Origin of the sequence: Sulfurovum xiamenensis, from assembly GCF_030347995.1 — a bacterium.
In the GTDB taxonomy this organism is placed as follows: Bacteria; Campylobacterota; Campylobacteria; order Campylobacterales; family Sulfurovaceae; genus Sulfurovum; species Sulfurovum xiamenensis.
Window position 1 is genome coordinate 144,170 of the sequence record NZ_JAQIBC010000001.1, and the last position, 22,160, is coordinate 166,329.

20 protein-coding genes are annotated in these 22,160 nt (G+C 38.8%); 5 read left to right on the forward strand and 15 right to left on the reverse strand.

All coding sequences use genetic code 11. The features are described from left to right. Positions 1-365 precede the first annotated feature (365 nt). From PF327_RS00700 to PF327_RS00720, 5 genes are all read right to left on the reverse strand, one after another. Complete coding sequence (locus PF327_RS00700; protein WP_008243842.1) at positions 366-857, reverse strand: tRNA (cytidine(34)-2'-O)-methyltransferase; 492 nt, start codon at positions 855-857, stop codon at positions 366-368. Beyond that, positions 857-1,693: a formyltetrahydrofolate deformylase gene (gene purU, locus PF327_RS00705; RefSeq protein ID WP_008243845.1), complete on the reverse strand. Its 837-nt coding sequence runs from the start codon at positions 1,691-1,693 to the stop codon at positions 857-859. Before purU ends, PF327_RS00700 begins: the two co-directional genes overlap by 1 nt. Positions 1,694-1,729: 36 nt before the next feature. Beyond that, positions 1,730-2,878: a tRNA nucleotidyltransferase/poly(A) polymerase-related protein gene (locus PF327_RS00710; RefSeq protein ID WP_008243847.1), complete on the reverse strand. Its 1,149-nt coding sequence runs from the start codon at positions 2,876-2,878 to the stop codon at positions 1,730-1,732. A 73-nt stretch (positions 2,879-2,951) separates the two neighbouring features. Next, entirely contained in the window at positions 2,952-4,022 is a 1,071-nt protein-coding gene (gene leuB, locus PF327_RS00715; protein WP_008243849.1) for a 3-isopropylmalate dehydrogenase, read from the reverse strand. A gap of 4 nt (positions 4,023-4,026) precedes the next feature. Then, positions 4,027-4,530, reverse strand: a complete 504-nt coding sequence (locus tag PF327_RS00720) for a 3-isopropylmalate dehydratase small subunit (RefSeq protein WP_008243853.1) — start codon at positions 4,528-4,530, stop codon at positions 4,027-4,029. Positions 4,531-4,771: 241 nt separating this feature from the next. Between PF327_RS00720 and rpoD the strand changes: the two genes are divergently transcribed. From rpoD to PF327_RS00740, 4 genes are all read left to right on the forward strand, one after another. Continuing rightward, positions 4,772-6,625 (forward strand): RNA polymerase sigma factor RpoD, encoded by a 1,854-nt coding sequence (gene rpoD, locus PF327_RS00725; RefSeq protein WP_289400936.1) that lies wholly within the window; start codon positions 4,772-4,774, stop codon positions 6,623-6,625. 113 nt (positions 6,626-6,738) lie between these two features. Next, positions 6,739-7,488: a competence/damage-inducible protein A gene (locus tag PF327_RS00730; RefSeq protein WP_289400937.1), complete on the forward strand. Its 750-nt coding sequence runs from the start codon at positions 6,739-6,741 to the stop codon at positions 7,486-7,488. Positions 7,489-7,493: 5 nt separating this feature from the next. Then, the gene (locus tag PF327_RS00735; protein WP_289400938.1) at positions 7,494-8,690 is read left to right on the forward strand and encodes an MFS transporter; all 1,197 of its coding nucleotides are present in this window, start codon (positions 7,494-7,496) and stop codon (positions 8,688-8,690) included. Then, complete coding sequence (locus tag PF327_RS00740) at positions 8,677-9,285, forward strand: tRNA-uridine aminocarboxypropyltransferase (RefSeq protein ID WP_051002498.1); 609 nt, start codon at positions 8,677-8,679, stop codon at positions 9,283-9,285. Before PF327_RS00735 ends, PF327_RS00740 begins: the two co-directional genes overlap by 14 nt. Positions 9,286-9,300: 15 nt before the next feature. Here the strand turns inward: PF327_RS00740 and PF327_RS00745 are convergent, their stop codons facing one another. From PF327_RS00745 to PF327_RS00785, 9 genes are all read right to left on the reverse strand, one after another. Then, on the reverse strand, positions 9,301-10,197 hold the full coding sequence (locus PF327_RS00745) for an AEC family transporter (RefSeq protein ID WP_289400939.1): 897 nt from the start codon (positions 10,195-10,197) through the stop codon (positions 9,301-9,303). Positions 10,198-10,263: 66 nt separating this feature from the next. Beyond that, positions 10,264-12,219 (reverse strand): acetate--CoA ligase, encoded by a 1,956-nt coding sequence (acs, locus tag PF327_RS00750; RefSeq protein ID WP_289400940.1) that lies wholly within the window; start codon positions 12,217-12,219, stop codon positions 10,264-10,266. A gap of 19 nt (positions 12,220-12,238) precedes the next feature. Beyond that, the gene (locus PF327_RS00755) at positions 12,239-12,853 is read right to left on the reverse strand and encodes a 3'-5' exonuclease (protein WP_008243868.1); all 615 of its coding nucleotides are present in this window, start codon (positions 12,851-12,853) and stop codon (positions 12,239-12,241) included. After that, positions 12,854-14,680 (reverse strand): putative nucleotidyltransferase substrate binding domain-containing protein, encoded by a 1,827-nt coding sequence (locus tag PF327_RS00760; protein ID WP_289400941.1) that lies wholly within the window; start codon positions 14,678-14,680, stop codon positions 12,854-12,856. It abuts the gene before it with no gap. Positions 14,681-14,722: 42 nt separating this feature from the next. Beyond that, the gene (locus PF327_RS00765; protein WP_289400942.1) at positions 14,723-16,390 is read right to left on the reverse strand and encodes a cation acetate symporter; all 1,668 of its coding nucleotides are present in this window, start codon (positions 16,388-16,390) and stop codon (positions 14,723-14,725) included. Further along, positions 16,390-16,710, reverse strand: a complete 321-nt coding sequence (locus PF327_RS00770; RefSeq protein WP_008243874.1) for a DUF485 domain-containing protein — start codon at positions 16,708-16,710, stop codon at positions 16,390-16,392. Before PF327_RS00770 ends, PF327_RS00765 begins: the two co-directional genes overlap by 1 nt. Before the next feature lie 61 nt (positions 16,711-16,771). Further along, positions 16,772-18,160: an OprD family outer membrane porin gene (locus tag PF327_RS00775; RefSeq protein WP_008243876.1), complete on the reverse strand. Its 1,389-nt coding sequence runs from the start codon at positions 18,158-18,160 to the stop codon at positions 16,772-16,774. Between the two features lie 149 nt (positions 18,161-18,309). Then, a complete protein-coding gene (locus PF327_RS00780) occupies positions 18,310-18,972 on the reverse strand; it encodes a response regulator transcription factor (RefSeq protein WP_289400943.1) in 663 nt (220 codons plus the stop codon). Further along, on the reverse strand, positions 18,953-20,593 hold the full coding sequence (locus PF327_RS00785) for a cache domain-containing protein (RefSeq protein WP_289400944.1): 1,641 nt from the start codon (positions 20,591-20,593) through the stop codon (positions 18,953-18,955). The genes PF327_RS00780 and PF327_RS00785 overlap by 20 nt, the downstream gene beginning before the upstream one ends. 206 nt (positions 20,594-20,799) lie before the next feature. Here PF327_RS00785 and ppa point away from each other — a divergent pair, with 206 nt between their 5' ends. Next, positions 20,800-21,318, forward strand: coding sequence for an inorganic diphosphatase (gene ppa, locus PF327_RS00790; protein WP_008243882.1), 519 nt, complete (start codon positions 20,800-20,802; stop codon positions 21,316-21,318). Positions 21,319-21,369: 51 nt separating this feature from the next. Here ppa and PF327_RS00795 read toward each other — a convergent pair whose 3' ends face one another. After that, positions 21,370-22,140 (reverse strand): N-acetylmuramoyl-L-alanine amidase, encoded by a 771-nt coding sequence (locus PF327_RS00795; RefSeq protein WP_008243884.1) that lies wholly within the window; start codon positions 22,138-22,140, stop codon positions 21,370-21,372. Between the last annotated feature and the right edge of the window lie 20 nt (positions 22,141-22,160).

Genomic DNA, 22,160 nt, shown 5'->3' on the forward strand with positions numbered 1-22,160 from the left:
TAATAACTTTTATTTTACCTAAGAGTTGGTAAAGAGGGGGTTATAACACTAGGAATAGTTATGTATAAAACTAATTTTGTACTACCATAGCAATACATTAGAGTATACTAGGACACATTTGATGGACATCTGTTACCCATTCAACTACAATTTTTCAGGATGTGTGCATTGATGAAATCAAATATAAAAAATGAAAGAATAAGTTGGATTTGGAAAGTTACTTTTAATCCTCTTTATCATCTAACATATCTATGCGTCTACCCTCATCATCAAATTTACTTTTATAATAATTTTTCACTATGCCAAACGTCATAAATACAAATAAAAATATAGCAATGATATAAAGTATATCTCCAAACGACATGTTATTGCTCCAGTGTATTGGCTATGGTGATCTTCTCAAACCCTTCATAGTTTTGACGCAGTGCATCATAGATGACGATACCCACACTCACACCAAGGTTCAAACTTCTGCCTTTCCCACCCATAGGAATGGTGATACACTGCTCTGGATTGTCAAGTAGCACTTGTTCATTGATCCCTCTTGTCTCAGAGCCAAAGAGAATGTGATCACCCTTTTTAAATGGTGCGTTGAAGTAAAGATTATCTGTTTTCGTTGTAGCCATATAACTGTTTTGGGTGATAGGATGTGCTTTAAGATACGCCTCAAAACTCTCCCAAACCACCAAGTCTAAATGCTGCCAATAATCCAACCCAGCACGCTTTACCGCTTTATCATCAATGTCAAATCCAAGCGGTTTGATGAGATGCAGTGTCGCACCCAAATTGACACAAAGACGGCCTATAGTACCTGTATTCTGAGGAATCTGAGGTTCTACTAAAACAATATTAAACATTAAAATACAACCGTTTTATTACCGTTAACAAATACTCTGTCATGAAGTACCAATGACAACGCGCGTGAAAGAACGATCTTTTCCACGTCTCGACCTGCTCTTTGCATATCTCTCCACGAAAGACGATGATTGACCGGAATCACGTCTTGCGCGATGATAGGGCCTTCATCCAGATCATTTGTCACAAAGTGTGCTGTAGCCCCTATGATCTTTACACCCCTTTCAAATGCCTGCTTATACGGATTAGCACCTATGAATGCAGGGAGGAAAGAGTGATGAATGTTAATGATCTTTTCAGGGTATGCTTTGACAAATGCAGGTGTAAGTATGCGCATATACTTTGCAAGTACGATATAGTCAAACTCAAATTCGCTTATCAGTTTCATCACATGTTCTTCATGCTCTTCTCTGCTCATACCCTCTGCCGGGACATGAAAGAACGGGATATCAAATCTCCGTACGAAATTCTCAAGTGTATCATGGTTAGCAATAACACACTCTATCTGTGCATCAAGTTCACCATTTGCATGACGTACAAGAATATCACCAAGAGCATGAGACTCTTTTGTAGCCATAAGGATGATTTTCTTATCTTTTGGTTCTACGACCCGGATATGTGCATCCTCAGGTGCTACTGTTTTCAACTCTTCTAGTAACTCCTGAATATCAAACATACCTGAAACGACTGTACGCATAAAAAATCGTCCCTGTTCTTTGTCAACAAATTCGCGGTTATTATCGATATTTAAATCTCTATCATAAAAGACTTTCGCGATCTGATAGACTAAACCTTTTGCATCTTCACAATCAATTAAAACTCTTGCTCTTGTTACCATATCCACCCTAGTTGCTATTAAATTGTAAAATTATACCTATTTTTCTTTCAAACTCATGATTTTCTCTTCAGTCCGTCTCTCAAGCTCATCACCCAGGGCCTTACCTGAAAAGCCTTCCTCCAATAACTCTGTGGGAGTGACACCTCTGTCAAAAGGTTTATCCCATACATCCAATTTCTTTGCCATCGCTATCACATCCATATGATAGTTCCCTACATACTCTCTAATGCCCTCTCTCAGTGACAAATGTGCTATGAAGGGGATGCTGATCTCTGTAGGTGACGGTGATGCTGCAACCTTTTTATAATAAACAGTGGGTGCACCTAATCTCTCTAAGAGTTCTGTGATATCCAATGAGAAATACGCTTTGCAAATAAAAAGGAAATAATAGGGTCTAAGCTTTTCTACAAAGTTTTTTTGACTCTTTTGCAAAACCCTGCTTAAAGCGATAAATGTCTTTCTCTCCATATGTTCATCAAAAAGCTGTTTCGCGATACCCAGCGCAAGCAGATAATAAAGGCCGTAGTGCAAGTATCTTCCTCTGAACATTTTCTCAAACTCTTTGAATATACGTTCTTTAGGCAGGTCATCCAACGAAATACTCTGACACAGTCTACAGCTCTCTTCATCCACCTTAAACCCAAAACGTGCCGCAAACTGCATAGCACGTAATACACGTAAACTATCTTCCACAAATGTATCTTCATCGACTACCCGAATTACTTTATGTTCTAGATCACCCAATCCGTCCCAAAAGTCGAGTATCTGTTCATTTTGAATATCATACATCAATGCATTGATCGTGAAATCCCGTCTTTTTGATGCCTCTTTTTCTTCTAGTGCCAAAGAGACTTCAAATCCGCGATGCCCCTTGGCTATTTTTTTCTCAGTACGGGGTAAAGAAATATCCAGGTCATGGTACTTATAGACAAAAAAACTTTTCCCCACACCTTGTGCACCTAAATGCTCCATCGCCGTTTCAAAATCATCTATACTGATCCCAAAACACTCGATATCATAATCTTTACACTCATCTCCCAAGATACGATCACGTACAGCACCACCGACGATGTAACATTTGGCATGATACTTTTGTGTCAAATACTCTGTGACTGTTTTGATATTTTGAAGTATATCTGGGTCTGTTTGTGAGAAAAAGTTTGGGAAAGATTTGATAGTGGGCATAGCATCCCTTTTGAAATCATTGGAAGTTAGAAGAGCCAACTATAAAAGTTGGCTCGATATCAGCGTTTAAGTCCTATTTGGATGCATAGTCAGCGATAATATCACCGATCTCACTACACGTACAAATCTCTTTTGCATCGTAGTCACCAATGTCACCTGTACGATACCCTTCGCTCAATGCTTTTTTAATCGCAGCATCTATTTTGTCTGCTGCTTCACTTTCACCTAAAGCATAACGAAGCATCATACTTGCCGATGAAATGGTCGCCAAAGGATTAGCGATACCCTGTCCAGCGATATCCGGTGCAGAACCGTGAATCGGTTCGAACAACCCTACACCCTCACCTGTACTGGCACTCGGAAGAAGTCCGATAGAACCACTCAACATACTCGCAGCATCTGAAAGGATATCACCAAAGATATTTCCCGTCAAGATCACGTCAAACTGCTTAGGATCACGGATAAGCTGCATTGCAGCGTTATCTACATACATATGTGAAAGTTCAACTTCCGGATAATCTTTAGATACTTCTTCTACGATCTCTCTCCAGAACTGGCTTACTTCTAGTACATTGGCTTTATCAACCGAACAGATACGTTTTTTACGTTTCATCGCGATGTCAAATGCCACAACAGCAATACGTCTAACCTCTTCTCTTGTATAGATCATCGTGTTAAATGCATTGTCTTTATTCAGTTCTCTTGGCTGACCAAAATAGATTCCACCAGTCAGTTCACGTACAACCATGATATCTACACCCTTAATGATCTTAGGCTTAAGGCTGGATGCATTCACTAACTCATCATAGACCATAGCAGGTCTTAAGTTAGCAAATGTTCCCATCTCCTTACGGAGACCCAAAAGCCCTGTTTCAGGACGTAAATGTCTCTCAAGATTGTCCCATTTCGGTCCGCCTATCGCACCAAAGAGAACAGCATCACACTTCTTTACACCCTGGATCGTCTCTTCCGGTAGTGGTACACCTGTCTCATCTATCGCAGCACCACCAAGCAGCATCTCTTCATACTTAAGGTTAAATCCTTGTGTGACAGAAACTGCATCCAGTACTTTTATTGCTTCATCAATAATTTCAGGACCAATCCCGTCACCTTTGATTACACCTATTTTATAACTTTTACCCATCTGCTTATGCCTTCGCTTCTTTTTTATTTTCAATCTCTTTTTTTGCAAACGCTATCAAGCCGCCTGCATCTACCAACTCTTGCATGAATTCAGGAATAGGAGAGAACTTATAGGTTTTAGCCTGTGTGACATTGATCACTTCTCCCGCATCCATATCAATTCTCACAACGTCACCTTCATTGATCTCAGACGCTTCTTTAAGTTCAAAGATAGGCAATCCCATATTAAACGCATTTCTGTAAAAGATACGTGCAAATGTAGGTGCGATCACAGCACTTACACCCGCTGCTTTTAATGCGATAGGTGCATGCTCACGACTTGAACCACAACCAAAGTTCTCACCTGCAACGATAATGTCGCCCTCTGTCATTTTCGAAACAAACTCAGGATCTGCATCTTCCATTACATATTTTGCCAATTCCGATGGCTCACTTGTATTAAGATATCTTGCTGCGATGATCAAATCCGTATCGATATTGTCACCAAATTTCCAAACTTTACCTTGCAAAGTATTATCCTTTTTTCTACTATCTCCTTACAAAAAAGACCAATGTCTCTTTGTAACTCCTCTCACTCAAACGCCATTCAAAACAGTTCGACATTTTAGATATTGATACGATAAAAATTTTCGCGATTATAACCAAAAAAAGGAAAATTAACAAATTCCATGCCAAAAACTAATAAAATTTCGGTATAATCCATCTTAATTATCTCCAGAGGATTTTCACCTCACACATCAAAGGTTTTCAATGGCACCAAAAGACAGTATGAAGAGTATAGAAACATTAATTCAGTCTAAGAAAAAAGGTGATGTGGTCACACTAGAGAACATCGCAAAAGAATTTACCAAACAACCCACAGCAGCACAAGCAAAAAAGATCCATAAACTTGCCTCAGATGCCAACATAGAAATCATATCTGCCTCAGAATATGCAAAATTTGTCACAACCAAAGAGAAGAAAAAGAAAGAAGAGGCAAGAAAAAAACTTGTAGAAGGCAGTGCAGAAGATGAGTTCGATCTCCATAAGGAAAAAGAGCTTCTTGAATGGAGCCGTTCAGACAGCCCTGTCAGAATGTATTTACGTGAAATGGGGAAGATCCCTCTTCTGACCAAAGAAGAGGAAGTTGACCTTTCTAAGCGTATCGAAGAGGGAGAAGATATCATCATCGATGCTATCTGTTCTGTCCCTTACCTTATAGGCTACATCATCAACTATAAAGAGCCTTTACTGAACCGTGAAAGACGTGTAAAAGAACTTTTCAAAAGCTTTGAAGATGACAAATCAGATAAAGATGATTCTGATGATTCTGATGACTCTGATGATGAAACAGAAACAAGTGCACCTAAAGATGATAAAAGAGTTAAACAGGTAGTTGACAGCTTTAAACGACTTGAAAAAGCAAAAAAAGAGTGGATGAAGGCACGTGAAGACCTAGATACATTCTTGGAAACAGAGACAGATGAAGTTAAAATCCTTCATGAACGTCTCAAAATAGCCTTTAAAAAGGAAGCACTAAAAGCTGCACTTTTAAATCTTGGACCGACCTCTAAACTGATCAATGAACTTGTGAAAGCTATGGAAACTGCACTCAAAAGTGATGACAGTTTTGAGAAAGAGCTTAAACGTTTAGAATACAAACTCCCACTGTTTAATGATACACTCAAAGCGAACCATAAAAAACTGCTCGATAATATCATTAAGATGGATAAAGATGACATTATCGATGCTGTACCAGAGACAACCATGGTAAGCACTTATGTTGAGATCAAAAAACTTTTTGAAACCAGAGAAGCGAGTAAAGGCGGGTTTGATCTTTCTGAAGAGAAGCTCCAGGAGATCCTAGAACAGATCCGTCAAGGTAAAGCGAAAAGTGAAGTGGCCAAAACTAGAATGGCAAAGTCTAACCTTAGATTGGTTGTTTCTATCGCTAAGCGTTATACGAACAGAGGGCTGCCATTCCTTGACCTTATTCAAGAAGGGAACATCGGTCTGATGAAGGCTGTTGATAAATTTGAATATGAAAAAGGATACAAATTTTCAACCTATGCAACATGGTGGATACGTCAGGCTATCTCTAGAGCCATTGCAGATCAGGCTAGAACCATTCGTATCCCTATTCACATGATAGAAACGATCAACCGTATCAACAAGATCATCAGAAAACACCTTCAGGAGACAGGAAAAGAGCCGGATCTTGATACGATCGCTGAAGAAGTGGGACTCTCTGTAGACAAAGTAAAAAATGTCATTAAGATCACGAAAGAACCTGTCAGTCTTGAAACACCGGTAGGGGATGAGGATGATGGTAGATTTGGTGACTTCATCGAAGATAAAACAACATTGAGCCCAACAGATGTCGTACTCAAAGATGACCTTAACAACCAGATAGATGACGTACTTGACCAGCTTAATGAAAGAGAAAAAGCCGTGATCCGTATGCGTTTTGGTCTTCTTGAAGATGAAAGTGACAGAACACTTGAAGAGATCGGTAAAGAGCTGAGTGTAACACGTGAAAGAGTCAGACAGATCGAATCTTCTGCGATCAAGAAACTCAAGCACCCTAAAGTGGGAAGAAAACTTAAAAACTACATTGAAGAATAATGCTTATTCTTTGTCTACTTTTCTAGACAAGTAGACAAAAGTCGTCACTGCTCTCGAATAGCTTTGCTTACAAAGGCGTTCGCAGTGACATAATTTATAAAAGAGAGAATACTGTGTCTGAACCTAGATTTTTTGCTCTTATCATAGGTACAGAGATCCTTAATCGTCGAAGGACTGATAAGCACTTTGACTTTGTCACCAAAGCATTGGCGGAAAAGGGTCACAAACTCACCGGATCTTTTATTATAGAAGATGACCCTGCACTGATCGTTCAAACGATTACATTCATCGCTTCACAGAAAAATGCTGTACTCTTTTCATTTGGCGGTATAGGGTCTACACCGGATGACCATACCAGACAATGTGCAGCCATAGCACTTAGGGATGGAACCCTACACCTACATGAAGAGGCTAAAGAGATCATCGTCAACAAACTTGGTGAAAAAGCCTACCCTTACTCCGTACGTATGGCGGAGCTCCCCGAAGGTGCAACACTCTTGGAAAACTCTGTCAATCAAATGCCTGCTTTTGCATTGGATGAACGTTATTATTTTATGCCAGGCTTCCCGGAAATGAGCCATCCTATGGTAGAAAAGATACTCACACAGCTGATACCTAATAAAAAAGCATACTATCGTCATACGCTCACTGCACACTGCAAAGAAAATATTTTTATACAATTGATGGAAAGTATGCCTAAGGGTGTGGAATTCTCTTCCTTACCAAAACTCCATAGTACTGGTTGGAAGGTTACTATCTCTGTGGCATCAGAGGATGAAGTATTGGCCAAAGAATCATTTGATAAGTATATTCATCTTCTTGAAAGTAGAAATATCATCTATGCACTGAATGATGGCGAATAACACATATGACCTATCTAGACACACTGAAACACCCTGTTATTAGACGACTTTCACTTATCCAATTCATCTCATACTTTGGTACATGGTTTTCTCAAGTAGCCATCTTCTCCATGATCGTCTCATTTGGTGCAAGTGAAGTCACCATCGCTCTTACTGCCGCAATGGCAATGCTACCTGCAGTCGTACTTGCGCCGATCATAGGACTTATTATCGATCGTATAGAGTTTAAAAAACTTATGAGTGTACTACTGCTGATTGAAATATTAATGACTCTTGGATTTATATTTATAAACTCATTAGAGTATGTATGGATATTGATGATACTTATTTTTATCCGTTCGGCTGCGGCCTCTCTTCTCTTCTCAGCAGAGATGGCACTCTTCCCTAAACTGGTATCCGGGAAGATGCTAAAAAATACGAATGAGATACACTCAGTGATCTGGTCACTTTGTTATGCACTAGGTATGGCTGCTGGGGGAATCGCTACTCATTATGTAGGATTTGACCTGGCTTTTATGATAGATGCGATGCTCTACACTGTTGCGGTACTTTTACTTATAGGGCTACATATCTCTATAGAAAAAATCACCCATGTTGAATCAAATATGCAGATGCTTAAAGATGGATTTAACTACATCATATCGCACAAAAAGATACAACATCTCATATTTTTACATGCTGCCATAGGTCTAACCTCTTTTGATGCACTCATTACCTTGCTTGCAGATTTGCAATATAAAGAGTTTATTGCTGTACCACTTGCTATTGGTTGGATGAATGCTACAAGAGCTATAGGTTTAATGATCGGTCCCTTTATCATAGGAAGGATCATTTCCAAAAATAATTTACACTACTTTTTCATACTACAGGGACTGGCTATTATGCTTTGGTCTTTTTTAGAATTTAATTTCTATCTGGCACTGATAGGACTTTTTATTACCGGTCTGTTCATTACCACATTATGGTCATATACCTATTTGCTCATACAAGAAGAGACAGAAAGTAAATACATGGGAAGGGTCATCTCTTATAATGACATGGTTTTTATGCTTTCAAATGTCACAACAGCACTCTTCATTGGATATGCTGCAAAATGGGGCTTATCTCTTGAAGGTATTACATTTACATTAGGATTTGGCTTTATAGTTTTTGCAATATATTATCATTGGTTTAAAAAGCGATACATTGATGAAAATAACTAACAGAAGCGTCTGCTACACTTGCTACCGTCCACAAACTTCTTGCATGTGCACCTACATCACTCCTATAGAAACCAACACACGATTTGTCATCTTGATGCATCCAAAGGAGTTTAAAAAAACAAAGAACGGCACCGGTCACTTTACCAACCTCTCTTTGAAAAACTGCGAGATCCATGTAGGCATAGATTTTACAAAGCATACAGCTATCAATGCTATCCTCAACGATCCTTCAAATATCTGTTACACGCTCTACCCGCATGAGAATAGTATCAATCTCAATGAAGAACCTATAGGAGAAAATCAAAAAAATACGGTCATCTTTCTTATAGACTCTACATGGCCCTGTTCAAAGGCCATACTTGCTGCAAGCCCCAATATCGATGCTTTACCTAAAGTGAGTTTCATGCATACGGAAGTTTCAAAATTTACATTTAAAGAACAGCCTAAAGAGTACTGCCTCAGTACTATGGAATCTACCTTATGTGTATTGAAACGTTTGAACACGCATCATATTGAAGATATTGAGAGTAAAAAACTGGAACGCTTTTTGCTTCCTTTTGAGAAGATGGTGGAATACCAACTCTCTTGTGTCTAAATAGGAGTGTTCACTCTACAAGAGTTTAAACAGGAGTGCTGTAGTAAAAAAAGAAAACAGTATTCCATAGCCTACGATCGCAGAACTGAGTCTTGGAGCAAGCCCAGATAAAGAAGCCATCGCTCCTGCTGTAACCATCGGTGCCATGCCTGCTTCCATCACAGATACGCTTGCTGCCAAATTTGACCATCCTGCCATAGACACTACAACAAGTGCGATCAGAGGTGCGATCACTAATTTGATAAACAGTGCGATACCAAACGGTTTTATCTCATGACCCGGTAGCTTGAGTTGTAATTGTAATCCCACTGCAACCAATGCGAGAGGTACGATCGTATTGGCCAAAGTTTCTAATACTTTTAATATCTCTTCAGGGAAAGGTGTACCTATAAAAAACAGTGCAATGACCAATGAAATAAATGGAGGAAATGTAAGGATCTTTACTGCCATGATCTGTACATTGATCTCACTTTTATTCGAATAATATGCAGTGACAAATATACCATACGTGGCAAGCGCCAAAAAAGTACCCATTTGATCATAGACCAAGATATAAGGCAGTGCCTCATCACCTAAATACGCATTGATGACAGGAATACCCAAAAAAGAGGAGTTCGTCAATACAGCAACAAGCATGAGTGCACCTGTCACCTCTCTACTAAAATGAAATCTATTGGAAATGAACAGTGTCAAAAGGGCTGTCAATGACATAACAACCCAGGCAATGATCACAGGGATCATTATATCCATCGAGAGCATCAGTTTAGGTATTTGCAGTAAAATCATTGCAGGGAGAGAAATAAATATAACAAATCTGTTTAGTATAGCTGCTGCCTCTTCCTGGAAAATACGTAATTTCCTGAATAGATAGCCAATGAAAATAGCCAATACGATTAAAATAAAATTTTCCATCAATGAAATACCTCTTACCTATGTTGCATCAGCCTCCTTTACAAAAAAGAAGGCAAATTCTTTTTATTATGATGCGTTAACAAGTGCCTCTATCTGACCTACAATAGTTGGATCTTCAAGTGTAGAAGTATCTTGCGTGATCTTTTCGCCTTTTGCCAGTGCTCTTAGGATCCTTCTCATGATCTTTCCTGATCTTGTTTTTGGAAGGTCCGGGACAAAGACCATATCATCACACAGTGCGATGTTTCCGATCTCTGTTTTAATGATCGCGTTGATCTCTTTCATGGTCTCAAGTTCATTGGCTACATCATCTTTAACAGATTTGAGTACAATATAAGCAAAAATTCCCTCTCCTTTAAGTTCATGCGGTTTACCTACCACTGCTACAGCAGCAACATTGTCATGCTTTTTGATCGCTGCTTCTACTTCCGCTGTACCCATACGGTGACCAGATACATTGATCACATCATCGGTACGACCGGTAATCGTAATATAACCATTTTCACCATAGATCGCTCCGTCACCAGTAAAATATACAGGTCTGCCCTCTTTTGTCACGTCACCGAAATAAGATTTTTTGAAACGTTCATCATCACCCCATACACCACGGATCTGTGACGGCCAAGGACGTGTAACACACATATATCCGCTCTCGCCCTCACCTACTTTTTCACCCGTTTCAGGGTCAAGTATCTCAGCCATGATACCTGGCAATGGAAGGGTTGCACATGCCGGTTTGATAGGTGTTGCACCAGGAAGTGGAGAAACAATGTGACCACCTGTCTCAGTCTGCCAGTAGGTATCTACAATTGCACATTTACTTTGACCTACCTCTTCATAGTACCATTTCCATGCAGGGGGATCAATCGGCTCTCCTACTGTTCCAAGTACCTTAAGTGATGAAAGATCATATTTGGCCGGTTCATCTTCACCAGTTTTATGAAGTACACGGATCGCTGTTGGTGCGGTATAGAACTGATTAATTTTATGCTCTTCTACCATTTTCCAAGGACGACCAGCATCAGGGAAGGTAATGACACCTTCAAACATGATAGTGGTTGCACCCATTGCAAGCGGTCCATATACGATGTACGTATGTCCTGTGATCCAGCCGATATCTGCTGTACACCAGTAGGTATCATTTTGTTTTACATCAAAGACCCATTCCATTGTCATTTGTGCCCAAAGAATGTATCCGGCCGTATTGTGTTGTACACCTTTTGGTTTTCCCGTACTACCAGAAGTATAGAGCAAAAAGAGAGGATCTTCACTCTCCATAGGTTCTGCATCACATTGAGCAGATTTGTTCTTGATAAGTTCATTGTACGAATAGTCACGTCCTTCTACCCATGTAACCTCTTCATGGTTTCTCTCGACAACCAGCACTTTTTCAACCGGTGTTTCACCTGTCAGTGCTTCATCCACTACAGGTTTTAGCATATATGGTTTTGTTTTTCTGTAAGCACCGTCTGCAGTGATCACTACTTTTGCCTCAGCATCTTCGATCCTGTCGCGCAGTGCTTCTGAAGAGAATCCTCCAAATACGATAGAGTGGATAGCACCTATACGTGCACAGGCAAGCATTGCATAGGCCGCTTCAGGGATCATCGGCATATAGATCACGACCCTATCACCTTTTTGTACACCGAAATCTTCTTTAAGCAGATTGGAAAATTTGTTTACTTCCTCATAGAGATCAAGATAAGTGATCACTTGCTTGTCCCCTCTGTCACCTTCAAAAATGATCGCTGCTTTATTTTTCTGTGTCTCTAAATGACGGTCTATACACTGGTGTGCAACATTGAGCTTTCCACCATCAAACCACTTTACAAATGGAGCATTCGACTCATCCAACACCTTGTCGTACGGTTTAAACCAATCGATCTTCTCATCAGCAAAAGCTTTCCAGAATCCTTCATAATCATCCGTTGCTTTTTTAACCAGAGCATGGTATTCATCCATATTTTTTATTCTTGCATCTTTTGCAAAGTCTTGGTTTGGTTGATAGAGTTCTTGTAACATTGTTTCTCCTATAAAGTTATTATTTTAATTTCGTTGTATGTTTTAATTTAAGATAGATCAAAGCCGTCATGATGGCATCATTCAATGCATCATGGGCCTGAAGTTTGGGTAGATCCAAATCTTCTAAGATCGTATCGAAACGCAGATCTATATTTCCTTGAGGTATGGTCGAGATCTTTTTATCATAATAGATCGCTGATACCTCTTCTTGTTTATTGGGCAGTGTAATGCCATACATTGGTTTGATATATTTATTTATCATTGCCACATCAAATTTCAGGTAGTAACCTGCTAAGGACCTGTTCCCAACATAAAAAAGAAATCTTTCGATAGCCTCCTCAATTGGTATGGCACCATGAAGATCACAATTCCTGATCTGATGGATCGTAATACTTTTATGATCGATCTCTTTATCTTGATCAACATAAATATGTATGGCCTCATTGGTTAAAATCTTGTTGCCCTTGATCTTTACCGCCCCGATAGAGACAATAGTATCCACAGCTGGATTGAGACCTGTTGTCTCACAATCAAAAACAACTATCTCATCCTCTTCAGAGTCATCAAATAAAAACCTAAAACGTTCATCCTTCAGGTACTTCAGATTCCACTTTTTTTTCAACGATCTGAACATTTACCCTACCATAGAGAGGTGAAAGTGATAACTCACCATCTTTTTAAACTTATTTACTGTTTTAATGGCATCTTTGAGAAGATCACGTTCAAGTTTTCCTATATGAGTCACTGAAATATAATTAGTCATCTTCTCTCCTTTTGACAACTGCTGAAGCTGTGAATGAAGTCTCAAAGTATTGAAAATCTCGAGTGCTTCCATCATCTCTGTTGCATCTTCTTTACTCAAAAAACCACTATTATTGAGCTCTTTGATACGTACAGTCGTATTGGTCGCTCTAATCTTATGCTCCAAGGACAATGAACGTACACCATGTATCAAAGCGAAAAGTGCACCTTTTTTAATGTCTATTTCATGCTTGTGCTCCTTATCATGTATGAATTGTGAAAAGAGTCCCAATGGGGATTCAAAAGTCTCGATCGCCCGTGCAAAATGCATAAGGATGGACGGCATTTGTTCCACTTTACTAAAGAGGTAATCAACCAATTCAGTATGAAGTTCACGCTTACCTGCTACAGGTGTCGAATCAAAGAAAATAGCCATATCCATAAAATGCTCATAGTTTGGTTCTTCAACCCAACGGTAGATATCTTCTTTGTACATGTCAATCGATTTGCACCACTTAGGATTGATCATCATAATATCGCCTTCACAGCGAGGGAAACCAATCTCATCAAGTGTTTCGATAAACCTCTGTGTGACAGATGGTGCATCTTTAGGCATAAAACCTTCTTCAAAGATAAGGGCATTATCCTGGTCTGTTCTAAGAATCTGTGAACCACGCCCTTCACTTCCAAGCAATACAAGTGTACATTTATCATGCCATGAACGTGGGATGATCATTTCAAAGAGCTTGGTATACATTTTTTTGTTGATCTCAGAGACCAACTTGGCTATGTACCTACTTTTCACCCCTTTTGCATGCAAAGCACCTATCATCACATCCAAACGTTTGGCTGCATCAATGACACTTTCAAGATCTTTCGCTCTTTCCATTTGAACGGTAATCAGATGAGACTGGTTAGAGAAGAAACTTAACAGGTCGACAAGTTCAAGTACGCCCGCAACATTGCTCTCTTCATCTAACACAGGAAGATGTTTAATGCTGTGTTCTGTCATCACAAGCAACACATTAAAAAGCAATTCCCCATTCTCGATAGAAATGGCAGGATAGGTTTGTATCTGTGAGATCGTTTCTAAACTTTTTTCTTCTTTTTGCAGAATATAATTTCTGAAATCAGCATCAGTCACGATCCCATATCCTTGATCATTCTGTACCAATAGAGCACTTGCACCCTCTTCATCCATACGCTGAAGTGCTTCAACGATAGGCATATTTGGATCAACCACAACCCCTTGATGCAAAATAGATGCATCCAATCTTGCTATCATCAGATCACTCATAGAGGCATATTCTTTCTTCTCTTTAAGCATTTCGATACGTTCTACGATACTCGAAAAAAAATAGTGTTTGAATGCTTTATTGCTTTCACAAAGTTCTAAAAACAGTGCTTTGGAAATTTCAAAACATATCAATTCTTCTGTAACGATGTAACTATATGAGGACGGTTGATCTTCTATGATCTCTATACCGCCAAAAATATCATGGGTCTGATAGATATCAATTTGTTCATCATTCTCATCAAGTACTTCTACCATACCTTTAATAATAATAAAAAGATTTTGGGGGATATTATCTTGATCGATAAGCACTGTTTCGTTCGGATAGTATGCAATTTGTGCATAGCTTTCTATACGATCAAACTCATGTTTATTCAGAATCGTAAAAGGAAGATATGATTTTAAGTTTTCTAATAATGTTATCACTGACATTCCTAGGCCCAAGGCCAAAGCCTTGGAAAATATTGATTAGTGGGCTACTGCCCCATCAGAACCGATACCTGTCTGACATCTAATATCTTGTGCATCAAACTCCTCTTGACATCTCTTCGCATCTTCACTGCTGTCAGTGATCGAGAAGAACCATATTGCTATGAATGCCATTGGCACAGAGAATACTGCCGGAAACTTGTATGGGACAATCGCTTCAGCATTACCTAGTATCTGAGTCCATACTACAGGACCAAGTATAACAAGAACCAATGCAGAGATCAATCCAACATACCCACCAAGCACTGCACCTCTTGTCGTAAGCTTCTTCCAGAATATCGACATAAAGAGGACAGGAAAGTTAGCGGATGCTGCAATGGTAAATGCCAGTGCCACAACAAATGCAATATTTTGCTTTTCAAAGGCAATACCAAAGAAGATAGCAGCAATACCAATGGCAATAGTCGCCATTTTAGAAACGTTCATCTCTTTTTTCTCATCGACTTTGTCTTTTGCAAATGCATTGGCATAAAGGTCATGAGAGATCGCTGATGCACCTGCAAGTGTCAGACCGGAAACAACTGCCAAGATCGTAGCAAATGCAACCGCTGAGATAAATCCAAGGAAGTAGTCTCCACCTACTGCATGAGCTAGCCATACTGCTGCCATGTTGTTCATCCCTTTAAGTGTTACACCATCTGCCGCCAAATATGTACCAGCCGGATCCCCAAGTACAAGAACGATCGCACCGAATCCCATGATGAATGTAAGTACGTAGAAGTAACCGATAAGTCCAGTGGCAACAAATACTGATTTTCTAGCCTCTTTTGCATCTGCAACCGTAAAGAATCTCATAAGGATATGAGGAAGACCTGCTGTACCGAACATCAAAGCGATACCAAGTGAAATGGCTGAAATAGGATCAGAAACAAGACCACCAGGGCTCATGATCTCCACACCTTTTGAGTGGATCTCTGTTGCTTGTGTAAAGAGTGCATCAAAACTGAATCCGAATTTTGCCATCACCATGATCGACATAAACGTCGTACCTGCAAGTAACAATACTGCTTTAATGATCTGTACCCATGTAGTGGCAAGCATACCACCAAACGCAACGTACAGGATCATAAGGATACCAACAAGTACCACGGCAAACTCATAATCCAATCCAAATAAGATCTCGATCAATTTACCAGCACCTACCATTTGAGCAATAAGGTAAAGAATCACCACTGAAATGGAACCCAGTGCAGCTAAAATTCTTACAGGCTTTTGCTTTAATCTATAGGCAGTCACATCGGCAAATGTATATTTACCCAAGTTTCTAAGCTGCTCAGAGATCATAAAAAGAATAATCGGCCAACCTACCAGGAAACCGATAGAGAAGATAAGACCATCATACCCTTTAAGATAAACCATACCGGTAATACCGAGGAACGATGCTGCTGACATGTAGTCACCTGCAATCGCTGTACCGTTCTGCGTACCTGTGATCCCACCACCTGCAGTATAGAAGTCATTGGCAGATTTTGTTCTTTTTGAAGCCCAGTAAGTAATACCTAGGGTTGCAGCAACAAAAATAAAGAACATAACTATAGCAGGCACATTCAATTCTTCAGCTTTTGTACCAGCCCCCAGATCAGCTCCCGCTGCAAATGCAACTGTAATAGAAGCAATCATAAATAGAGATAAAATTCTACCTAACATTAATTCATCTCCTTTTCAATGTCAATTTTTAGATCATTTAAGAGTCCATCAAATTCACCGTTGGCTCTTCTTACATAAACTCCCGTCATTGCAAATGCAAAAACGATAATAGCAATACCAATAGGTATACCCCATGTAGCCATAGCGTCTGGACTGATTTTAGTTCCCAATGTTTCTGGGCTAAATGCAATAAATAAAATAAATGCATAATAGACCACTAACATAATAATTGTGAGTGTCCAGGCAAACTTGCTTCTTGTACTTACAAGTTTTTGGTACTTAGGATTGTTTTTAATCAATTGTACTTGTTCTTGTGTCATTTTTTCTCCTTTTTATTATCATATGGTATATTGATTCACATACCATAATGTTTAAACTTTATTAAAAGTTATAATTTACAATCAGTCTATACTCATCCCAGTCAAATGGAACATCATTTTTATAACCAAATTTATTTGGGAAATTTCCTCTAAATCTTAGATTCAAGTCTTTTGTTGCTTGGTATTGAATGTCAAAACCAGGCTCTGTTGCTTTTAATCCGGCAGCATAAGCACTTGAGTTTTCTCCAACATCAAATTCTGTATAATAGACAGAAGCTTTCACATCTGCATCAAGTAGTTCATTGAAATTATATGCTGCTGCGATTTTCCAGCTATCAGTATCTGCAAAGAACTGGTGTCTTGTTACCATTGCTTGGGTAAATGCCGGCATTCCACCCCATGGCGTAATGATACCGCCATTCATAAAATTACTATCACCACTCTCACCTGTTTGAGAATAAGCAACATATCCACTTAATGCACCTGAACTTGCACCTAATTTTACACCCCAGTAATCACTGTCAACATTACCTGCGAGTGAACCACCTACATCGCTTTGGCCGATATACTGTGCTGAAGCATTCATTTTTACATTCTCGTTCAACAAACACTTCCAACCATAATCAGCTTGAAGATAGACTGCATTCAAGATATCATGTGCATAATAATCCCATGCCTGTAAAGTGAGTCCATCAAATCCTTTATAGATTACAGCTCCCACCGTTACACCATCTGTTTTATTATCAATACTTCCATCGTTATTAAAATCATTATAACCCAATGCGACAGTACCCATATTAACAAAATCGCCACTTTGTGCCAATGTTGTACCTGCACCGTAACCACTGATAATACCAAGTCCATAACCATCGTCATAAATGTTACTGAATGTACCAGTCGTCTCTCTAGTAATATGTGCCAAGGTCAATGTCGTATCTTCAATGTCAGTATTTGTCAATACCGCTGCTTCAAAAAGATTCGGCAGCATTCTTGCATCATCAGCCCCTGCTAATGGTGTATCAAGTCTTTGACGGCCCACTTTGATGTTTGTATTTCCAAATGCATAGTTAAGGTATGCTTGCCCTATAAATACATAATTCTCTCCATCACGACCAGTCAGTGAAGGGTCATAACTAGCAGAACCACCACCGTCAAGATCTTCATCATGCATATCAAATCCATATACACCATAAGCTGCCACAGTTGCTGTAAATCCATTAAAGTCTGGCGACTTATATCCTATATAACCCCCTGTTGCAAGTGTATTACGGTTATTTTCTATCCCTCCCAAATATGTTCTATCAACATAAAATGTTCTGAATTGTCCAAACACTTCACCATAATCTACTTCTGTTTCTTGCACAGCTACAACCGGTTCTACCGGTGCAATATCTCCTCCCGCCATGAGCAATGTTGATGCTATGACAGATAATGCTAAATGTTTTCTCATTGTGTCTCCTTATATTTATACGTTGGCAGTATGAAGGGTGAACGTAGCATTAACATAGCATTCGATCAAAGAGAGGAAAAGTTGTATTAAAAAAAATTATAGGTGTGTATATTGGTTACAATTAAAGCGATAAAAATGTATCCAGAAGATCATATTTGTTTAGAAAGTGTATATCCTACGCCCTTCAGTGTGGTGATGAGATCTTCTTTAAGTACTTGACGAAGTCGATGTATCTCTGCCCGTATAATGGCATTATCTACAGGGTTGTCATCCCAGGCATAGTGTCTGAGCATTTCAAAATCTACCACTTTGTTTATATTTTTTGCGAACAGGTCCAAGATCTGTAATTGTTTTTGTGTGAGCAGCTGTGCTTCTCCATCAAAAAATAGAGATTTATTTTCTGCATCATAGCTGTACATCTTTGATATCTTTATCAAATCTTTTGCCCTAATATCTGCCATTTTTAACAATCTTTCAATGTGTAAACTTAACTCTTTGAGATGAAAAGGTTTTTTCAAGTAGTCATAGCAGCCCAATGCATAGGCCTGACTGATCTGCTCTATCTCTGTAATAGCAGAGATAAAGATAGTAGGCACATAGATCTTCTCTTTTTGCAGTTTGTCAAGTAAAGAGAGCCCATCCATACTTGGTGTATTGATATCGAAGATAAAAAGATCATAGCTGTTCGAAGCTATATTCTCATAGGCTTCCTTGCCATCTTCAAATGCTGTCACTTCAAACCCGGTATCTGACAGATACTCTTTGATAGCACCCTGGAGCATCAACTCATCTTCAAGTAATAATACTTTCATCCTGCTCCTTTTTTTTGAACCTATAGCAAAACACGGTTCTGTCATCATCAGACTGTACTTCTATTTTAACATTTTCTTTTTGACATATGCTATAGACTATCTCCAGTCCCAATCCGAATCCACCCCTGACATCATTCTCACGTTCGAAGGGCTTAAAGATACGTTCAGTATCTTCTATTTTGGGTGAATTACCTATGAACTCTAAAATGATCTCTTCGTTTTCTTCTTTCAGTACTACCTTTATGTCTGTACCCCGGTTAGCATATTTGATCGCATTGGATAGGTTGTTGTCCACTATTCTTTGCAGCTCTTCTTCACTAAAATAGATCCAAAGGTCATTTTGTATCTCTTCTATGATCTTGTGTTTATTACCTGCTGCAATTTCTTCAAAAAAGTCCACTCTCTCTTTAAGAAAATCAGACATATTAAAATGCTTTTTTCTATAGTCAAAACGGTTTTTTTTCACCATATAACTCAAATCGGCATAGATATTGGAGATGATCTTGCTTGCTGCTTCTATTTTAGTCAGATACCTGTTTTCTCCTTCTTTCATTTTAAACAGATCTATATGGGTCATGATGACTGCCAAAGGTGTATTGATCTCATGAATGGAATGTTTGATGAAACTGTCTTGAGCCTTCACCAGTGAAGCATTGAAGTCTTTTTCCTGTTCCAGTAAGATATTCTGTTCACTCAAATCTTTTGTTTTTTGTTCAACCTTTGATTCGAGTGTAAGATTCAACTCTTTGAGTTTCTGTTTTCTTTCCTGAATAGCAGTGATCATGGTATTGATGTAATGTACCATCTTTTTAAACTCAAAGAGCCGTATATTCTCTTCATCTATCCTTTCATACGTGAATGCAGCTTTTTCAAAATAACGGTTGAATAGTGATATCTCTTTGTTCAGTATATGATTCGTAATGAGAATTCCTACCATTCCTACGATAAATAAAATAACGAGCAGGAGTACCATTTGAAGAGAATAGTGATTGAGTTTATTTTTGAGTGTTTCCCTTTGGTTTTGGATCAGTTTTTCTACTTCATCAAGATAGACACCTGTTCCGACCATCCAACCCCAGGGTTCGAATGATTTTGCATAAGATATCTTTGGGCTTAACAGACCTGTAGTAGGTTTTAACCATTGATACTCAACAAACCCACCCCCTTTGGTCCGTGAGATATCTATAAGATCTTTGATCACCATCACGCCATTGGTATCCTGAGTCTCATAGAGGTTTTTACCTACATTTTGTCTTTGGATAGGGTCAGAAACTACCACACCGTTAAAATCATAGACAAAAATGTATCCTGTACCGTCTTGACGTCCGTAAAGTTCTTCTATGGCATGAAGTATCTGTTTCTTTACAGTTGCTTCATCTTGTGCTTTGTCTCTATAGTCATAGGCATCATTAATAAAGTTAAGTACACGTGTGGTATCAAAAACGATCGTATCTTTTTGTTTCTGAATAAATTCAGCATGCAGACTTTGTGCTTCAATTTCAAAATTTTGATACTCTTTATAGGCAACGATAGCCGAAAAAACTACGATGACCATAAGCATCAGTAGCATACCGGCTACATGTATACTTGCAATGGTTTTATTTTTTAAAAAATTGATCATACGCTCCATCTACAGTGGCAGCATGGGTCAGTCTGTTCGACTTCACTGCCATTCTGCTTTCAAATCATACCAAGAACCAAAAAGCTTTTTTAATATAGGACCCAGTATATTAAGTTTTATGATATGTAAGATAATACCATGATTTGATAAACTATTTATGATATTTATGATAGAATCTCCAAAATTTAACCTATGGAGATGTTCTTATGGATATTACTAAAATCGGACCTGGTGAAAACCCAGATGCTGTAAAAGCAATTATAGAAGTACCACTTAACTCAGCGATCAAATATGAAATAGACAAAGATTCAGGTGCTGTTGAAGTAGATAGAGTACTTTACTCTGCTATGCACTACCCTGCAAACTACGGGTTTGTAGCCAATACATTGTCAGATGACGGTGACCCGGCTGATATCCTTGTACTATGTGACTATCCGCTTCAAGCAGGTTCATATATTAAATGTAGACTTGTAGGTGTACTGATGACAGAAGATGAAAGTGGTGGAGATGAAAAGCTGATCGCTGTTCCTACAGAAAAAATAGATCCAACTTATAAAAACATTCAAGACTTAGGTGATGTGCCGGAGCATACACTCAACCGTATCAAGAATTTCTTTGAAACATACAAAATGCTTGAGCCAAACAAATGGGTAAAAGTATCTGGTTTTCAAGACAAAGCAGCTGCAACAGCTATCTTGGAAAAAGCGATCAAAAACTACAAATAATATATGTTATCATTCTCGGGATATCCCCGGGAATCAATCAATTCTCTAAATTTAAAATCCAATTTCTCTTTTTCTATTATCTAAATACCTGTTCACTCCTTCAACAATACCCTCAGCGATCTCTTCTTGATAATCTGATGTAAAGAGTCTTTTACGCTCTTTGGAATTAGTAATATACCCTACCTCTACAAGAATAGAAGGTCTGCTGGCTCCCACAAGTACATAAAATGGTGCCGGCCTTACACCGCCATCTTTTACATCGTCATACTCACTCTTTAAATGCTTCATAATATTCTGTTGTACATCTATAGCAAGCTTATGAGACTGTATGATCTTAGGTCCGTTCAATACAGAATCAATGATCACCTCTTGACTTAACTTATCAGTGCCTTTGAGAACGGATGCATTTTCTCTTGCAGCAATACGTTGGGACTTTTCGTCTCTTGTTTTTTGTAAAAAATAAGTCTCAACCCCTTCAACTTCATCAAAACGGCTGGTGTCACCAATGGCATTGGCATGGATAGAGATGAACACCTTCGCATCTTTCCTGTCTGCTATTCTTGTACGCTGTCCTAGTGTCAGGAATCTGTCACGGTTTCTTGTAAGATAGACCTTATACCCTTCACTTTTAAATTCTCTTTTAAGTTTTTTAGTGATTTGAAGAACAAGGTCTTTTTCTTTCCTGCTATCGCACAATGCCCCGCAGTCATGCCCACCATGCCCTGCATCTATCACAACAAGACTGTCTGACCTGTCAACACTGGGACCACCACACCCCACTAATAAAAATAGTGCACTAAATCCAACTATGAGTTTTGTCATTTCTTATCCTATTTTAAAAT

Excerpts from the sequence above, each read along its gene's own strand:
- PF327_RS00700 (WP_008243842.1), bottom strand. The coding sequence starts at position 857 with ATGTTTAATATTGTTTTAGTAGAACCTCAGATTCCTCAGAATACAGGT.
- purU (WP_008243845.1), bottom strand. The coding sequence starts at position 1,693 with ATGGTAACAAGAGCAAGAGTTTTAATTGATTGTGAAGATGCAAAAGGT.
- PF327_RS00710 (WP_008243847.1), bottom strand. The coding sequence starts at position 2,878 with ATGCCCACTATCAAATCTTTCCCAAACTTTTTCTCACAAACAGACCCA.
- leuB (WP_008243849.1), bottom strand. The coding sequence starts at position 4,022 with ATGGGTAAAAGTTATAAAATAGGTGTAATCAAAGGTGACGGGATTGGT.
- rpoD (WP_289400936.1), top strand. The coding sequence starts at position 4,772 with ATGGCACCAAAAGACAGTATGAAGAGTATAGAAACATTAATTCAGTCT.
- PF327_RS00735 (WP_289400938.1), top strand. The coding sequence starts at position 7,494 with ATGACCTATCTAGACACACTGAAACACCCTGTTATTAGACGACTTTCA.
- PF327_RS00740 (WP_051002498.1), top strand. The coding sequence starts at position 8,677 with ATGAAAATAACTAACAGAAGCGTCTGCTACACTTGCTACCGTCCACAA.
- PF327_RS00745 (WP_289400939.1), bottom strand. The coding sequence starts at position 10,197 with ATGGAAAATTTTATTTTAATCGTATTGGCTATTTTCATTGGCTATCTA.
- acs (WP_289400940.1), bottom strand. The coding sequence starts at position 12,219 with ATGTTACAAGAACTCTATCAACCAAACCAAGACTTTGCAAAAGATGCA.
- PF327_RS00755 (WP_008243868.1), bottom strand. The coding sequence starts at position 12,853 with ATGTTCAGATCGTTGAAAAAAAAGTGGAATCTGAAGTACCTGAAGGAT.
- PF327_RS00765 (WP_289400942.1), bottom strand. The coding sequence starts at position 16,390 with ATGTTAGGTAGAATTTTATCTCTATTTATGATTGCTTCTATTACAGTT.
- PF327_RS00770 (WP_008243874.1), bottom strand. The coding sequence starts at position 16,710 with ATGACACAAGAACAAGTACAATTGATTAAAAACAATCCTAAGTACCAA.
- PF327_RS00775 (WP_008243876.1), bottom strand. The coding sequence starts at position 18,160 with ATGAGAAAACATTTAGCATTATCTGTCATAGCATCAACATTGCTCATG.
- PF327_RS00780 (WP_289400943.1), bottom strand. The coding sequence starts at position 18,972 with ATGAAAGTATTATTACTTGAAGATGAGTTGATGCTCCAGGGTGCTATC.
- PF327_RS00785 (WP_289400944.1), bottom strand. The coding sequence starts at position 20,593 with ATGATCAATTTTTTAAAAAATAAAACCATTGCAAGTATACATGTAGCC.
- ppa (WP_008243882.1), top strand. The coding sequence starts at position 20,800 with ATGGATATTACTAAAATCGGACCTGGTGAAAACCCAGATGCTGTAAAA.
- PF327_RS00795 (WP_008243884.1), bottom strand. The coding sequence starts at position 22,140 with ATGACAAAACTCATAGTTGGATTTAGTGCACTATTTTTATTAGTGGGG.